Genomic DNA, 18,096 nt, shown 5'->3' with positions numbered 1-18,096 from the left:
AAATAATAAAAATTAAGATTTTAACGTCAAAAAACCCGGATTTACCGGTATTTTTACGTATTTATATTCACTAAAAGTGAATTTTTGGCATCAAACTGGGAAACTCAGAAAAAATTCGCAAAATTTTTATTTTTTATTTTTTATTTTTTTGTTAAAATAATACGGAATTTATATCTTTTCAAAGAAGCTTAACGAAGCTTAATATAGTTATTTATAATCGCAAAACATTTTTTGTTTTGCTTTTTTCACATTCATTTAAAAAAATGGTATAATTAAATCATAATTAAATTATTAAAAACAAATTTTATTTGTTAAGTGTTTGACTTTAAAACTAAAGAAAGGAAAAAAAATTTTTAATGCAAAAAACGGAAAAATTTTCAAGAACTGTCTTAGGTGATATTCACCCCTCAGAGTTAGGTATTGTTGATTGTCATGATCATTTAATTAAAAATTATGGTCCTGAAGCTCACGAACACCCTGATTTTGTGATGCTTTCAAACGAAGCTGCAATTGCTGAATCGCTCGAATTTGCAGCTCGCGGCGGAAAAACATTGGTAACAATGGATCCGCCAAATGTTGGTAGAGATGTTTATCGCATGCTCGAAATCGCCCAGGAATTAGCTGGTAAAGTGCATATTATTATGTCCACCGGTTTCCACAAGGCCGCTTTTTATGACAAAGGCGCTTCTTGACTTGCTCTTGTTCCAACTGATGAAATTACAAAAATGGTCGTTGCTGAAATAACCCAAGGAATGGATGAGTATAATTATTCTGGCCCAGTTGTTAAACGTTCAAAGGCAAAAGCGGGAATAATTAAAGCCGGAACAGGTTATGGTGCAATTGATCGCCTCGAATTAAAATCACTTGAAGTTGCCGCAAGAGCCTCAATTGAAACCGGTGCACCAATTTTGGTTCACACCCAACTAGGAACAATGGCTTATGAGGCTGCTAAATATTTAATTGATTTTGGTGCTAATCCTCGAAAAATTCAACTTTCACACTTAAATAAAAATCCTGATAAATATTATTATGCAAAAATAATTAAGGAATTAGGTGTAACTTTATGTTTTGATGGTCCTGATCGTGTTAAATATTATACTGATGCAACCTTAGCTGAAAATATTAAATATCTAGTTGATCTTGGACTCCAAAAACATATTACTTTATCACTTGATGCAGGTCGGGTTTTATACCAGAGAAACTACGGGATGCTAAAAGGGAAAATGAGCTTTGGATTTACCTATCTTTTTGATCGATTTATTCCACTTTTAAGACAAGTTGGTGTTAGTCAAGAAGCAATTGATGATATTCTAGTTAACAATCCTGCTGAAATATTGACCTTTGATGAGCCGCGAAAATTTGACCCGTCAATTCTTCCTGAGTACGTACTAGAACTCAAAAAAACTTTTAAAATCTAGCGATTTTAAATTCTAATTACTATTTATTAGTTTAAACTTTAAAAAATTTTAAGAAAGGAAATAAAATGTCACTTAGTAAAAAAAATAAATTACTTTTTGGCCTGCTTATTTTCTTGGCAGTTAACCTTTTAATTATCGGGATCACGCTCGGTGTGCGAATGGGACATAACCGCGAGAGTTTTTCAGACGCCCTTGTTTTTCTTGTTCGAAGAGTTTATCTTGATAACTATTTAAGACAAAATGCACTTTTGCTTGGCTCATTAGTGCTTGTTGGTTATCTTGTTTTAGGTCGGGGTGCCAGAGATGCAATTCTTGGGGCGCTAAAAACAGCTATCGGAATTTTCCTTTTATCAATTGGAGCTAGTGCTCTAATTCGACTAGCTGCTCCAGTTTTTGGCGCAATTAGTGGTATTAAATCCGGTGGTGTTGTTCCGCTTGATCCTTATTTAGGGTGGACTTCTGCAAGCAATTTTCTTCAAACAAGCTTTGGAAAGGCAAATGACTTTCTTTCCTTAGCATCATTCACCTTTATTGCTGCCTTTATTGTTAATATTTTAATGGTTTTAGCAAAAAGGTTCACTAACACAAATTCAATTGTTATTACTGGACATATTATGCTTCAGCAATCAACAGTTGTAACTGCACTTTTATATGTAATTTTATTCCGTTCAATTCCATTGCTTGATGATGGGGCAATTTCTGCTGGATCTCAAGCCGGACTTGTGATAATTTCGGGTCTATTTTTAGGAATTTACTGAGCAACTTCATCGGTTGCAACCTTGAAAATAACTAACCTAGTTACCCAAAATGCTGGTTTTGCCGTTGGGCACCAACAAATGCTTACTTTATTTACTAGCTACAAAATGGGTCGCTTTTTTGGAAATAAAGAACATAGTGCTGAAAATCGTAAATTACCTCAATCACTCAAAATTTTTGAAGACAACATTTTTACCCAAACAATAATTATTCTCATTCTCTTTGTAGTTTTATTTGCGATAATTATTGGTTACCATGGATTAGAAAAAACTGTTAATGATACATACAGTGGATTTACTGGGGAAGCCGAAAAAATCGGTGCTACCTGAAATGGAACATTTGGTGGGGCAAACTTTGTCTTCCTAATTTTAGGAGGAACACTCAACATAATTGCTTCCTTAATTGCAATTATGACTGGTGTTAGAATGTTTGTTACTGAATTACAACAGTCATTCCACGGAATTTCTGAAAAAGTAATTCCTGGTGCTGTTGTTGCTGTTGACATTGCCGCAACTTATGGATTTTCAATTAATGCCGTTACTTACGGATTCCTTGGTGGAGTTTTCGGGCAATTTTTGGCTGTCTTTATCGCAGTTGGACTTGCTGCAATCCCTGGAAACAATTATTCTTTGGTCGCAATTCCACTCTTTATTACACTCTTTTTCAACTCAGGAGCAATGGGAGTTTATGCTAATGCCTCAGGAGGTTGAAAAGCTGCATTTATTGTTCCAGCAATAATTGGATTCTTTGAAATTATTGTAATTTCATTTGGTCTAAAATTAATCCAAAATATTGCTGATGTTGGAATTCCAGTTGGTCAAAATCCAGTTACAACCGGATTTTTAGGAATGGGTGACTGAAACCTCTTCTTCGGACTTAGTCTAATTATTGGTCAATTCCACTATATTTTAGGTTGAATTACTGTTTTTGTTGGAATGATTGGTCTAATTCTTTTAGGTCAAGGAGTTGATTCAACAAAACAAACTAAAAAAACATGACTACAAAAATTACTCAAAGTTAATGTTGATTTAGTGCAAAAAGAAGCCTAATTTATTAAGTTTTTCAAATTTTTATATTTTTAGTATAAAAAATCTTGGTTCTTGCAAAAACCAGGATTTTTTTATTTGTTTTTTGCAAAATTGTTATATAATTTTAAAATTATAGTAAAAATTATTTTTGTTTGCTGCATTAAATAAAGGAGTAATTATGTCATTAAAAATTGTCGCTGCATGTGGAAATGGAATGGGAACTTCAATGATAATTAAGTTGAAAGTTCAAAAAATAGTAAAAGAATTAGGGGTTGATGCTTCTGTAGAAGCCCTTTCAATGGGTCAGTCAAAAGGACTTACAAATTCAGTAGATATAATTATCGCCTCAAAACACCTTGTTAGCGAGTTTAATCAAAACCAAAAAGCTAAAATTGTTGGCGTAACTAATTTAATGGACGAAAATGAAATTAAAACCGCATTAAGTCCAGTTCTTGAGCAACTTGTTTAGATTTATCTTTTTTTGATTTAGGAGAAAATCTTATGTCAGTTAATTTACTCACAAATTTAATTGAAAATGACTCAATTTTAATTAATCAAAGAGCCCAAACCTGGCAAGAAGCAATTGAAGTCTCATGTAAACCGCTTGTTGAAAAAAAATTAATAAGCCCAAATTACATTGACTCGATAATCAACTCAACAATTGAACACGGACCTTATTATATACTTGGACCTTTTCTTGCAATGCCTCATGCTGAAGCTGGAAAAGACGTATTTAAAGACTGTTTTTCACTTGTTGTCTTTGATAAACCTTTTTATTTTGACCAAGATAGCCGTCCAGTTCAAATTTTAATAACTCTTGGTGCAACAAGTGCAGATATTCACACCGCAGTTGCCTTGCCCCAAATAGTTGCCGCTTTTGAAAATTCTGAAAATATTGACAAAATTATTAAAGCTACATCAAAAGAAGAAATAATCGCCGTTTTGGAAAAAGTTGATTTTTCAAAATACCTTAATTCATAACTTTTTCTTTAAAATTTGAACCTAAAAACTGATAAATTTGTTGGTTTTTAGGTAAAAAACCCCTTTGAGTTTTAGCCAGAGGGGTTTTTTATTATTTTAAAATTAACCTTTTGAAAAAAAAAAAAAAAAAATGCTTGGTTTAAAAAAATTTTGAGTTATAATAAAACTCACGCTAAGAATAAAAGAATAAATTTTTTTGATATTAGAATTAAGGAGGACTTGATTATGTTTTTGGTGCAATAAACTCAGATAATGCCATTTTTTCCATTATGGCTTTAAATATAATGGAATGCCTTAAATTTAACCGTTTAGAAATCTATAAATTTAAGGCTTTTAATTACTGTTCTTTCAAAACTTCATATATTTTTTTAGGCTCAATTTAAATAAAAACGAGTTTTCTTTTTACATTGAGTTTAAATAGTAGTTGTATATTTTTATGATCTTTGTCAGTGTTTTAACTAAAAAAGGTAGTTTAGATATTTTATAATTTTGCTTTTTAAGCTAAAATTTTAGCTTTTTTAGTTTTCTTTATTTGATTAATAATTAGTTTTTGCTTTAATAGTTATTTTTTCCGAGTTTGCCAAAAAAAGTTTAAACCGGACACTTTTTAAGATTTTATCATTAAACTTGGAAACTCGGGATAAAAATTCAACAGCGAACTTTGTGTTTTTTTATCTTTTGGTTTTTAACTATTTTGTTTAGCTTTTGTAAATAAGTTATCCAGTCTTACTCGCGAGGATTTATCATCACGAAATTGGAAAAATATATTTGGATCTAATGCCTGATTTCTAATAAATAAATCCTCGACTGATTTTGTGTAATCTCTGTTTTTATAACCCTTAAATTGTGTGTCAAGCTTTTTAGTATCTTTCCCGCTATTATCAACTAAGTTAATGTCTTTGCTTTGATCAATTTGTACACCCGCAGCTTTAAGACTGGTTAAGTTTATAATTTGCTTATTTTGTTCGTCTACATTGATATATTTATTAATACGGTTTGGTGCTATTCTAATATTTCTTTGTTGTTCAAGCAAATATTTCTGATTTAAAAATTTTTCCGCAAATACTTTTTTACCATTTTTGATTTCATATCGAATTGGATAAGCTTCGATGTGAACGTGTGGTGATCAACCACCATTGTTAGTCATCTGTCCAATTGTACCAAAAGTAGTATTTTTTTCTAATTCTTTTGGATTAATCGGACTAGCATCTTTTAGATAGGTTGCTATTCTTGAGCTATTTTTATTACCTTGTTCAACTTGCGCTGTTTGGCCTAAAAGTGAAAGTGTATTATTGTCTAAGTGGATAAAAAAGAAAACAACAGCATCTACATTACGCAAATATTTGTCTTTAGTTTCTTGGCTAATTTCTAAGTCCTTAATATCAACTTGTAATGCAACGGTAGTTCCAATTCCTTCAGCGGCCCCTTGATTTGGTAAGTAGTAAGCCCCTAGTAATTTTGATTTAGAAAAAGTTTTTAGTGGTAGACCGCTTGGCACTAAGACATCTTCACCATAGTGAACGGCCTGAGTTAATTTATTATCAGTGTAGAAAGTACGAAATTCTTTGTAACCACCAGAAGTCACAAAAGATTTGCTCTCTTCATTAACACTATTGCTAATTTCGCCAATATTTCTTCTTTCTAATTCTGGTATATAAACTGAAGCATTATAAGGTGAAAAAATTTGGTTTTTATTTAATAATGAGGTTGAAGAATCAAATAAAGAAACAAATTTTGGTACTCCAATTTCAAAATCCTCAATTTCAAAATCTTTGAAAATAGAACTTTTTGATTTAAAGCTAATTTTAGCCTTAGTTGTGTATGGAGCTAAACTAGTATCGTTAGTTTTTTCTGAAATATTAATTTTAATATCAAAAAAGCTATTTTGATCAAAGTTAGTTACAAAATCATCTTTATTGACATTGGCAAAATCATAGTTAAAAAAACTAATTCCACCTTTAACTTGAACTTTTAAATATTTTTTAAATAGTTGCTGGACTTCCTGTTGTTCTAGTTGCTTAAAGCCTTCAATTTTATAGACTTTTTCTGTACTGTAAGCATTTTGTCCACTACCTGTGGTTGTGACAACAGTCACTAAAATAGATTTTAGATCACCGCCTAGCCTAGCATCTTTTAAATAATATTGACTTTTGCTATCTTGAGGAATTTCTACTGTAAACAAATCAATATCTTTTAGTTGTTTATCAAGATATTTAGTTCTAATTAAAGTATCAGTCTCACCATTGATTTCTTCTTTAGAATTTAAATTTTCTAGAGCACCATAAATAGAAACATTAGTCTTATTTTTATAGTCAATTTTGCTAATCATTTTGGTTTTGTTAATATTATCTTGCTTTGCTTTATTTGGGGCAAAACCGCTAATTTGTTTATAAATTGTAATAAAATTTTCTCGCTTGTAAGGGTTTTGTTTGTCATCAGCATTATAATATCTAATAGTAATTGGAACATCTAAAATTCTTGTGTCATCATTATTTTCCTGAATTTGATTATAGTTTATTTCATAATAGAAATTATTTAGGTTCAAGTTGATTTGTTTAGCTTTGGATTCTAAGCCTTGTGCATCTAAATTTAATTTGATGAAGCGATTTGCCAATTTATTTTGCTTGAAATTTTTGATTTCAACTTTAGGTTGATCTAAAGTTAAAGTATTATTTTCAACTGTTGGTTGAACTATTTGATTGTTAGAATTAATTTGTTGTAAGTCTGCAATATGTGATACTTGAAAGTCTTGATTAATGTTAATTAATTTGGAGTTAGAATTTTGGACTTGATAAGGTACTTTAGCAAACTCTGCTGTTAAAAATTGTTCTAAATTATTAGTTTTAAATAAATCAATATTAAATTGTGGTTCATAAATTGAATAGTAAGGGTGGCTTTTATTTAATTCTAAATTAGTAGAACTTGTAAATAAATTAGCGCTGTTAGTTATTCCGCAAGAAACCACCACAGAGACGGACAAAGCAGAAGTCAGTACACCTAAAAATAGTTTTTTGTATTTTTTTCTAAACATTTTCTTTCCTTTGTTAGATTTTATAAATTAAAACTTAAGTTTGAAGAACTGGCAATACCTAAAAAGATTAGACTTAAAATCGCGGGTATTAAAATAGTTGTGAGTATGTTAATAATGATTTGCCACAAATAAAGTCTAATACTAAAATTATTAATTTTTCTTATTGCTAAATAAGGTATGATCACTAAAGTTGACCATAAATTAAAATTGATAAAACCGGTATTAGTGTTAATAATAAAGAAAAAGACCAACAAAATAAATAAAACAATCTGATGATCAAATAAAGTTAAATTTGCACTAAAAGGAATTCTTGGAATACTCATTAAAATAAAGACAAATAATGAACCAAAAAAGATTTCTTTTTGCAAATAAGTGCTAATTTTAGGGGCCTTTTTAACCATAACTATTTTGTGAAAATCTTCTTTATATTTTGTGATATTTTTTACCATTTTTGTATACAAGAAGAAGGTCAAATAACCAAAAATAACACCTAAAATTTGACTGCCAAAAATGTAAAAATAACCTTGATAAAGTAATGTTCCTGTAAATGAATTTGTCAGACCTTTGATAATTGATTCAAATATGACAATTTGTGGTATTAAAAACGGTTTGATATCTGAATTTGATAAAAATCCAGAAGCTGCCTGAGCAATAAAAAGTGCTGAAAAAAATGAAAGAGTATAGAGAAAACTTGAAACAAAAATATTTGACTTTAGTTGATGTACAATATGTTTTGATGTCAAAAAGAAAAATATTAAAAGCACTGATCCTAAAAACTCAATAAAGGCAACTCTAGTATCTCAAAAGACAGAAAGGATTTCAAATTTTGTCATTAGCTAACCTTATAAGTTAATCATTTTTATAAAAAGTGTCTATTTTTATAGACTTTTTTGACTAATTAGTAGATTTTATGCTACCGTCAATTGTTCTAGAATTTTATTGGCTTCAGTAATCATTGGATTTTTAAGAGCAGTATTTTGAACTAATACATCTTTAATTTTTTTAGAAATTTGTGCTATACTTTTGTTTTTAGTTTTCCAAACAAGCCTAGTATTTTGTGATTTAAGAAAATTCAACATTGATTTCAGCCAAATAATTACTGAATTTGCTAAATTCAGCGCTTTTAAATAAGGATCTCAGTGAATCTTACTACTGTCTGTTTGTTTTACACTGATTCCTTTTTTGTTTTCTTGATGATTAATTTCTTGCAAGTATTTTTGCTCTAATTGTTTTAGTTTGTTAAGATTTTCTTGGTTAACTTGAGATTTAAGTCGAACAAAATCTTGATTATTTTTCAAGATTTTATTATAATATGTTACCAATTGATTTTCTCCCGTCAAAGCTTGCATAAGTGGTCCTGGCAAACCTTGAGAAGTTCTAAAAAGGATTTCATCATCATTACTTTGAAATCCACAGTCAACCAAAAAAGACATAGGAGCTAGTCTCATGCTAGAGCCTATGAAAATTTTTAATTTTACTTTCAAATATTCTCCTATTTTTTATTAGAGTAAGTAGTAAGCAAATAAAATTATAGCAAAATAATTATGCAAGTATTACTATATTTTTCTATTAAAATTTCATTTTGTTAACCAAAAAGTAAAAAATAATCACTTTTTAATATTATATACTCTCAAGTAGAGATTTTTTTATCACCTGCAAGAATCTTCTCTATCTAAATCCACGATAAAAATTTGATAGTTGCCTTATCAATTTGATCATAATTTTTTTTAGTTACAATTAAAAAAGAACAGCCGCTAATTAATAAAGGTTACTTAAGGAATTTTGACTGGATTTTACTAATTTGGGTTTGTAAAAATGTTGTTGTTGCAAAAATTTGAATTTTTGCCAAATCATGACCGTTATTTTTCAGCAATTAGCAATTCAATTTGATTATTTTTTATTCAAAAACCCACAAATTTGCGGGTTTTTATTTGTTTTAGAAGCCTTTATTCATTAACCCGCAAAATTGCTGTAAAAAAAAAAAAAAAAATTATTTTTGAAATTTAAGAAATAATGTATAATTACCTTTGAGCTACCTTTTAGGTATGTTATGCTTTGGTTATGTTCAAACCGCTCAAATGAACTTCTCTGACTTTGCAGTTGTAGTTAAAGCAAAAAACTGTACCACCAAAACTTTTTTTGGTGGTTTTTCTATTAAGGAGCTTATTTAACGTTTAAAATCTTTTTCAAATAAGCGCCAGTGTAGGATTTTTCTACCTTTGCAACAGCCTCCGGAGTTCCTTTTGCAACAATATTTCCTCCCTCTTGTCCGCCTTCAGGTCCTAGGTCAATAATATAATCTGCAACTTTAATTACATCCAAGTTGTGCTCTATAATCACGACACTATCGCCATTATCCACTATTCTATCAAGCACTTTAATTAAATTTGCAACGTCATAATTATGCAGCCCTGTTGTTGGCTCATCGAGAACAAAAAGTGACTTTCCTGTTGGTTTTTTTTGTAAAAATGTCGCTAATTTAATTCTTTGAGCTTCACCACCTGAAAGTGTTGTTGCTGATTGACCTAATTTTATATATCCAAGACCAACGTCAACCAAAGTTTGCAATTTTGTAACAATTTTTGGCCAGTTATGAAAAAACTCAAGTGCCGCTGAGACTGTTAATTCGAGAATATCTGCGATAGTTTTACCGTGAAAACGAATTTGCAGAACATCAGGCTTATACCTTTTCCCTTGACAGTTATCACATAAAACATATATATCGGGCATAAAATGCATTTCAATTTTTATTTGCCCATCGCCTTGACATTTATCACACCTTCCAGATTGCAAGTTAAATGAGAATTTTGACTTAGAAAATCCAAGCGATCTTGCTTGCTCGGTGTTTGCAAAAATCTCGCGAATATCGTCAAAAACAGATGTATATGTCGCTGGATTTGAGCGAGGCGTCCTTCCAATTGGGCTTTGATTGACCGCAACTAATTTGTCAATATTAAAAAGTCCCCTAATTTCATCACATTTCCCAACACGAATATTTGTTCCGCCCAGGTGTTTTGCAATCCCATTAACCAAAATTTGATTTACCAATGTTGATTTACCCGAACCTGATACCCCTGTTATAACGACAAATTTACCTAAAGGAATGTTTATACTGATTTTTTTTAAATTATTTTCTCTTGCTTTTTCGATAATTATAAATTTACCATTACCACTGCGACGTTTTTTAGGGACTGGAATTGCTAATTTATTAGTTAAAAATTGCCCTGTAATCGATTTTGGTTCGTTTTCAATGTCCTCAATTTTTCCGGCAGCAACTAAATACCCACCGTTTTCACCAGCATTAGCGCCTATATCAACTAAATAATCAGCAGCTAAAATAGTCTCAAGATCATGCTCTACAACTATTAAACTGTTACCAATTTCAACCATTTTTTTCAAAGTTGCAATTAATCTGTCATTATCCTTTTGATGTAATCCAATTGAAGGTTCATCAAGAACATAAAGTACCCCAGTTAATTGCGATCCTACTTGACTTGCAAGCCGAATTCTTTGCGATTCTCCTCCAGAAAGTGTTGCTGCTGATCTGCTTAAATTCAAATATGAAAGTCCAACATTGTCTAAAAAAGAAAGTCGATCGCGAATTTCTGAAAGAATCAATTTAGAAACTTGTTGATCAAAGTCAGATAAATTTAAATTCTTAAAAAACTCAATAAGATTTTTAATAGACAGCTGCGATAATTCAAAAATATTATAATTTTCAATTTTTACTGCAAGAGCATAATTATTTAATCTAGCGCCTTGACATGTGCTACACAAAAATTCGGACATCATTTTTTTAAATCAGAGACGAAGATCTTCGCTAGTTGTGTCCCAAAATTTACGCTGGATTCGACTTAAAATACCTTCAATTGGCCGAAAATAATCATATCTTTTTCCACTTTCGGAAACTAACGAGTAATTTATTGATTCTTTTGAGCCATAATTGATAATTTCAAGCTCTTTTTTAGTAAGCTCGTTGATTTTTTTATCAGGCGAAATTTCAAAATACTCAAGCAAAATTTGCAGCTCTTGCCATTCTAATGATTTTGTATTTATTGATTTTCCAAAATATTTAATGGCACCTTGATTAATAGATAAATTTTTATCAGGAACAACAAGATCAAAATCAGCCTCTAAATTTGTCCCTAATCCTTTACAAGTTTTGCACATTCCATAAGGTGAATTAAATGAAAAAAGTCGATTTTCTAGACTTGGCATTTCAAAATCTCCAAAAGGACAAGCCTGTAATTTTGAAAATCTAACTACTTCAGAATTGTCAAACTCACAAAGAGCAATTCCTTTTCCCATTTGAAATGCTAATTCAAGTGAAGATTGAAGTCTAGTTTCTTCATCATCATCAAGAATAAATCTATCAATAATAACAGAAATTGTGTGTCTTTGCTTTGGATCAAGGTTAATTTCATCTGCGAGATAATATGTAACATCATTAATTTTAAGCCGTAAAAAACCTTGATTTTTAAGATTTTCAATTAAATTTCGGTGAGATCCGCGCTCAGATTGAACAACAGGAGCCATAATCACAATTCTAGTACCTTTTGGCCGTGACAAAATTGAATTCAAAATGTTAACAATTTTTTGAGGAACAATTTCAGCTTTATGATTAGGACAAAAAGGTTTACCAATTTTGGCAAATAAAAGCCGAAAATAGTCATAAATTTCGGTAATTGTTCCAACAGTTGAGCGGGGATTGTTATGACTTGTTTTTTGCTCAACAGAAATTGTTGGCAAAAGTCCGTAAATAGCTTCAACTTTTGGTTTTTTAGTCCCGCCTAAAAATTGTCGCGCATATGAACTTAAAGAGTCTATATAACGTCGTTTTCCTTCTTCATAAATCGTATTAAATGCTAAAGATGACTTTCCTGATCCTGAAACCCCAGTAAAGACAACTAATTTATTTTTAGGAATTACAAGGTCAAAATTCTTTAAATTGTTCTCACTTGCACCTTTGATGTAAATAAAATTATGCGTGTCTTTATTTTTTAACATTTCTTAATTGCTTTCTGTTGTTTGTTTAGGTTTTGAATTTTCAGATTTGCCAATTTTATCATTCAAATTTTGGCTTTTATAATTTTTTTTGCTTGTTATTGGCTTTTTATGAAAAGTTACATGCGTAGAATCAGGGCTTTTAGGGTAAAAAACCGGGCATATTTTAGTGTTTTTAAGGTGAGACGCTTGCTTTTTAACAAAATTTGGATTTAAATTTTTACTGTTTTTATTATATTTTTTATTACGATAATTTAAGTTTTCAAAATTATCATTATCAGCATTTTTTGAAAAAGCAACAGGATTTTGCTTTATATTTTTTGGAAAAAGTTGTTTAAAATTTGCTGTATTTTGATTTTTTCTAGATTTTGGATGAATATTTTTACTATTTAAATTATCCCCAGAACTGGCTGAATTTGTTGTCAAATAATCAGGTTTTTTTGATTGAATCCGTGTTCTTTTATTTAGAGAAGACTCACTATTAGCAAAAGTTTTTTCGTGGTTTGAGTTAGCTTGAGCCTCATTTTTTAGAATATTTTGCGAATTTAGTGATTTTTTTGCTATTTTATTTGGAATATTTTTTTTACTTGATTTGGCTAATTTTTCATTTGTACTTTCTTGCTTATTATAATAATTTAGATTTTTTTTGTCTAAATTGTTCGGCTTAACAGCTACATTTTCGCTTGAATTGCCATTTTTTTGCTGATTTGTGTTAGAAGACTTATTATTTAAACTTGGTTTGTTAACTTTTTTATTAACTGGGTTTGCTAATTTTGTCTGCACTGATTTATAATCAACAAATTTTTCTGCTTCTTTTTGTTCATAGTTGGCTAAAAAATCAAATTTTTCATCAACAAAAATAAATTTTGACAAAACAACTGGATTTCAACGTTTTGACCGATGGAAATATGAACCCAATCGATTTTTTAAGAGTTGCTTTAATTGTGGCATTGATCAGTTTGGATCTTTTTGCACAAAAAAGCGAATTGATGAATAGCTAATTCGCCTAATGTCGGCAATAATTGGACTTCCTGTTCGAATTGAAAAGACACCTTTTGTAATAATCGAGATTCTACCTTTAATTTCATTATTTTTTTTATCAAAAGGGACAAAAATAAAAACAACACCGTTTTCACGCATGTATTGACGTTCATTTATAATCCGCGAATTATCACGTGAAATTGTATCTCCATCAATGTAAATAGGCTCGCACGGAATTTTTCTCTTGGTTTTACGAACTTCTTGATTAACAATTTCAAAAACTTCACCATTATCCGGGATTATTACATTTTTTGGATTAACCCCAGATTCAATTGCCGTCTGAGAGTGAGCAAGAGCCATTCGGTATTCGCCATGATAAGGGAAAAAATATTTTGGTTTTGTTAGTTGGAAAATTTTTTCATGTTCAGATTTATAAGCATGCCCTGAAGTATGAAGATAACCATCAGGCCCGTTTTCTTTAATAATTGCGCCTAATTTATAAAGTCGGTTAATTAAATGCTCAATTTTAATTTTGTTTCCTGGAATTGGCGATGAAGAAAAAATAACCATATCACGAGGTTCAATACTGATTTTAGGGTGTTTTTTGTTTGACATTCGATCAAGAGCAGCTAGTTGTTCACCTTGAGAACCGGTTGTTAAAATTAGCATTTGATTTTCTTCAACACCTGATAAATTTTTACCAAGAAAAGCCTCATCAGGAGCATTAATATAGCCAGAACGCCGACCAATATTAATCCCATTTACCATTGATCTCCCAAAGACAAGAATTTTCTTATCTAATTTAATTCCAATTTCAATTAGTGCCTTAATTCTTGTTAAATTTGAGGCAAATGCGGTAATGATAATTTTTCTTGTTGCCGCACGCATATGCATTTCAATATCAGCAAGAATGTCACGCTCAGAGGGTGAGTGGTTTGGCCGCATTGCATTTGTTGAATCTGAAAAAAGTACTGTGAGATTGTTTTTCCCGATTTGTTTTAACTTATCAAAATCAGTGTAATTTCCAATTGGTGTATAGTCAAAACGGAAATCACCAGTACACATAATTGAGCCATGTTTTGAAGTTACTCGAACACCAAAGGCATCAGGAATTGAGTGCTGAGCGGTTCAAAAGTCGACTTTAAAACTTTCAAAATAATAGACATCGTCCTTTTTTATTTCAACAAACTCAATTTCCTTTTTAATTTTATGGTCAACAAATTTGGCTTTTAAATATTCAATTGCAATTTTTGGGGCAAAAATTTTTTTAATTTGAACTTCTTGAACAAGATAAACAATTCCGCCAATATGATCTTCATGACCATGGGTGATAAAAATACCGCGAATTTTTGCTTGATTTTTTAAAAGATATTGGTAATTTGGAACCATTCCTTTGATTCCTGTCGAAAAAAGGTTAGCAAACTTAATACCAGCATCAATAATTACAATATCATAATTATCTTCAATTATAAGCGTTGATTTCCCAATTTCTTGCATTCCGCCAAGACCAAAAAAACGGGTTGGGTTAGTAGTTAGTGGCATATTTTTCCTGTCATAATTATCAAATATTATATTTTTTAAAAGATAATAAATTCTAAATTTATAAAAATGAATTATTTATTATAAAAATGATTTTCAAACTAACAATAATTTTTAGTGACAACTGCTAGACTAAAAATTAGATTGCTTTCATTTGAATTTAAATAAAAACAAATTTTAACAAAATTTTAGTTTTTTCGAAAATTTACTTTTTGCAAACACGAATTAGACCTTGATTTTCAAACCCAATTACAAATTCGTTAGAATAAAATGATAAACTATCCAAAATTTGCTCACGAACATGTCCTAAACCAACACCAGAAATTAGATTTATACATTTTTTATTGGATTTTCTAAATTCAAACATTAAATTTTCAACAATTGCTACTGTTTTTTGAGTGTCTAAACCATGAAAGTCAAAACTTATTTTATCATCAAAATCAAAATTTGAAAAAATATTATTTTTTTGACTCTGAGTTAAATTTAATATTTGATCTCATTCACCAAAGTGAATTTCTTTTGATTTCTTTTTATTTTTCATTTTAAGATAATTAGCTTGACTGTTTTAATTTAAGGTCGTTCTTAAATTAACTAAGATTTAATTATACCACATTTTTAATTTTTTTATCTAATTTGAAAAATTTGCCTATTTTTAAATATGTGTTAAAATTAATTATGCTATGGAAATAAAGAAAAACAATGAAATAAAAGTCAAATTAATTAATAAAGAAACACTAACATACCAACTTCTAGAGGATGCCAAGAAAGGTGATTGATTTTCCCTTGTAAGTGAAGTACAAAATTATATAGACGATCAAACAAAAAATAAATTAAGTGAATATACTATCCAAATTCGCAACGATATTTATGCAAATGATGTTGAAATTAAAAAAATAAAAGAGGAAAATAAAAATCTTAGAGAGGAAATTGGAAAATTAAAAGGCCAAAATGATAAGGTAAAATCAGACTTAAGTTTAAAACATTCGGAAGAAATTGGTCAAAAAGATATTACAATCGCTGAAATGCAAGGAACAATTAAAGAACTGCAAGAAAAAATTAATGGTATGGAAAAATACCAAGATAGCACAATTAATAGCGCTATTAAAGAAAAGGAAGCGAAATTTTTATCTGTTCAATCTAAAGAATACGAGCAATTTAAGCAAGATACCGAGAAAAAATGGCTGGAACAAATAGCTGAAGTGCGTGAAAAAACAACCGCTGATGTAAAAGCAGGATTTGAACATTCTCTTAACGAAAAAGATACCAAAATAAATGACCTAGAAGAGGAATTAAATAAATATAAATATAAAAATATTAGTTCAAAACAAATAGGAGAAAATCTAGAAAACTGAATTTTAGAAAGGTATAGAGATGTTTTTCCTTTTGGTAAAGATGACAATGATTCAGTTGTTGTTGAACTAAAAAAAGATACCGTAAATATTAAGGGTGAACCAGGAGAAAAAGCAACAAAATCCGACTTTATTTTTACAATTAATGATCAAAGTCGAAATGTTGAAACAAAAATCATTTTAGAAGCAAAATCTGAATCAAAAGAAAAATCTGGAAAACAAAAAAACAAAGATTTCTTCAAAAAAATTGAGGAAGACCGTAAAAAGAAAAATGCTAGCTATGCTATTTTAGTAACAGAACTTGAACCTGAAAAATACTTTACAATTGATGTCGCCCCTAATTATGAAAAAATTTTCATTTGCCGTCCACATTTTTATTTAGCGCTTTTAATGCTTTTAAAATCAATAATTCTAAAAGAAAATAAATTAGAGATTCAAAGTCAAAGTCTTGAAGATGCAAGTAAAATCATTCAAAAGTTTGATGACTGAAAAGAAAAAACACTAAAAGCATCAATAAACAAAATTAACACTAAAGCAGAAAAAAGTAGATCATTAGCAGAAAGAATTATCAAGGATGCTGGCGAAATTCAAGAGAACCTTAATAAAATTGTCGAAGGCTATTTAAATAATTTAACACAAAAAATTGATGCATTTAAAATTACTAAAATAACTGAAAAAATTGACAAAATTAATAAAAATAATCCCAATTTATAATTTAAAAACCGATTATTGATATTAATTTCGAATCCATGTAGTTAAAATATTTTTTTTTTTTTTTTTTAATACCAATTAAAAAATATGTTATAATGTGTCATAGCTATTTCTATAAATACTTTGAAATAGCTATAACATAAATGGGGGTGACTCTGGTTTTGACAATTAAAAAAATTTTTTGGATGCAGTGGTTTGGTAGACCATAATACTAATGTAAATCTAAACGCAAAAGATTCAATTAAAGCTAATGATGATGCAACATTTAATCACTCATTAATGAATACCCAATTAAATTTTGCAACACTTTAATTCATAATAAAACCTATAAGTTTTTTATTTCGATAATATATCTTCCTTAATTCAATATATTAAGTTTTCCCTGTAAGTACTAAAATAGTTAGTAAATATATGTTTTTGGTTTTCAAATACATTTTTAAAATACAGGACTATTTAACTCCTTTGATTTATTAATTCTTAATTCTTATTCTTAACTTATTCTTTATTCTTAATTCTTATTATTCTTATTCTTTTTTATTAACATATTCTTATTCTTTTTTATAAATTATTATATTTTTATACCTTTATAAATACCTTTTTATAATGAAATTTAAACTGTCGACTCCAATAAATTATTTTAATTGGATCGGGGTTCGAATCCCCGCACCTCCACCATATGAAAAAACTCCGTTAACCGCGGAGTTTTTTCATATAAAATAATAATTAAAATATTTGATAAATTAATATATTAATTTCAGACACAATCAAAAAGCTGTGTTAAAATCAAATAATAGAAATTGACAGTTAAAAAAACTAAATAGATCAAAATTGCTGAATTTAAGGCTTAAAATCCCAATTTTGCATTTTGCAAGGAATTTAGATGAATTTAAGACGTATATGATAATAATTTAATAAGAAATTCACAAAAAAACCTTATAAAATGGATAAAAAGTTTGACAAGCACTGCGGGAAAATAAATCTCCGTACAAACAAAAAATACACAATTAAGGATCTTTCTGAAAAAAATTAACATATTATGAAAAAATAACAGTGAAATTCAAAATAAAATATAGAAAAATGATAATTATCTGCGTTTTTACATTAATTTAGTGTATAATTTAATTTAATTTTTCTAGTTTGCTCCTAATCTAATTGGACCAATCTAATATCGATTTGTATTAAAAAAATCTGGAATAACAAAAAGAAGTGGGGTAAAATATTGAAAAAAAATATCTCCAAACCTGATTTTTCAAAAGCATTCAAAATCTTTTTAAGTTTTGGTACTTTATCTTTGGCCA

General features: G+C 29.3%; 11 protein-coding genes. 5 read left to right on the top strand and 6 right to left on the bottom strand.

Translation table 4 applies throughout. The features are described 5' to 3' along the window. Positions 1–356: 356 nt before the first annotated feature. The 4 genes from MOSC01_RS0100275 to MOSC01_RS0100260 all read left to right on the top strand — a co-directional run bounded on the left by MOSC01_RS0100275 (position 357) and on the right by MOSC01_RS0100260 (position 4,183). A complete protein-coding gene (locus MOSC01_RS0100275; protein WP_010320834.1) occupies positions 357–1,418 on the top strand; it encodes a phospho-furanose lactonase in 1,062 nt (353 codons plus the stop codon). 65 nt (positions 1,419–1,483) lie between these two features. Next, positions 1,484–3,223: a PTS ascorbate transporter subunit IIC gene (locus MOSC01_RS0100270; protein ID WP_010320833.1), complete on the top strand. Its 1,740-nt coding sequence runs from the start codon at positions 1,484–1,486 to the stop codon at positions 3,221–3,223. Between the two features lie 157 nt (positions 3,224–3,380). Beyond that, entirely contained in the window at positions 3,381–3,671 is a 291-nt protein-coding gene (locus tag MOSC01_RS0100265; protein ID WP_010320832.1) for a PTS sugar transporter subunit IIB, read from the top strand. Between the two features lie 32 nt (positions 3,672–3,703). Continuing rightward, positions 3,704–4,183, top strand: a complete 480-nt coding sequence (locus MOSC01_RS0100260) for a PTS sugar transporter subunit IIA (protein ID WP_010320831.1) — start codon at positions 3,704–3,706, stop codon at positions 4,181–4,183. A gap of 685 nt (positions 4,184–4,868) precedes the next feature. Here the strand turns inward: MOSC01_RS0100260 and MOSC01_RS0100255 are convergent. From MOSC01_RS0100255 to MOSC01_RS0100220, 6 genes are all read right to left on the bottom strand, one after another. After that, positions 4,869–7,214, bottom strand: coding sequence for an MSC_0775 family lipoprotein (locus MOSC01_RS0100255; protein ID WP_010320830.1), 2,346 nt, complete (start codon positions 7,212–7,214; stop codon positions 4,869–4,871). Between the two features lie 20 nt (positions 7,215–7,234). Next, a complete protein-coding gene (locus MOSC01_RS0100250) occupies positions 7,235–8,047 on the bottom strand; it encodes an MAG4940 family membrane protein (RefSeq protein ID WP_010320829.1) in 813 nt (270 codons plus the stop codon). A 75-nt stretch (positions 8,048–8,122) separates the two neighbouring features. Continuing rightward, positions 8,123–8,698, bottom strand: coding sequence for a hypothetical protein (locus tag MOSC01_RS0100245; RefSeq protein WP_010320827.1), 576 nt, complete (start codon positions 8,696–8,698; stop codon positions 8,123–8,125). Between the two features lie 679 nt (positions 8,699–9,377). Beyond that, complete coding sequence (gene uvrA / locus MOSC01_RS0100230; RefSeq protein ID WP_010320824.1) at positions 9,378–12,221, bottom strand: excinuclease ABC subunit UvrA; 2,844 nt, start codon at positions 12,219–12,221, stop codon at positions 9,378–9,380. A 3-nt stretch (positions 12,222–12,224) separates the two neighbouring features. Beyond that, positions 12,225–14,741, bottom strand: a complete 2,517-nt coding sequence (locus MOSC01_RS0100225) for a ribonuclease J (protein WP_010320823.1) — start codon at positions 14,739–14,741, stop codon at positions 12,225–12,227. 202 nt (positions 14,742–14,943) lie between these two features. Then, entirely contained in the window at positions 14,944–15,279 is a 336-nt protein-coding gene (locus MOSC01_RS0100220; RefSeq protein WP_010320822.1) for a hypothetical protein, read from the bottom strand. Between the two features lie 139 nt (positions 15,280–15,418). On the opposite strand from MOSC01_RS0100220, the gene MOSC01_RS0100215 reads away from it, so the two are divergent. After that, positions 15,419–16,801 carry a DUF2130 domain-containing protein gene (locus tag MOSC01_RS0100215; protein ID WP_010320821.1) on the top strand — a complete coding sequence of 461 codons (1,383 nt, stop codon included), beginning with the start codon at positions 15,419–15,421 and terminating at the stop codon, positions 16,799–16,801. Positions 16,802–18,096: the final 1,295 nt, after the last annotated feature.

This window comes from Mesomycoplasma ovipneumoniae SC01 (genome assembly GCF_000218525.1).
GTDB classification, from domain to species: domain Bacteria; phylum Bacillota_I; class Bacilli_A; order Mycoplasmatales; family Metamycoplasmataceae; genus Mesomycoplasma; species Mesomycoplasma ovipneumoniae_A.
This window is presented reverse-complemented; position numbering and strand designations above follow the sequence as displayed.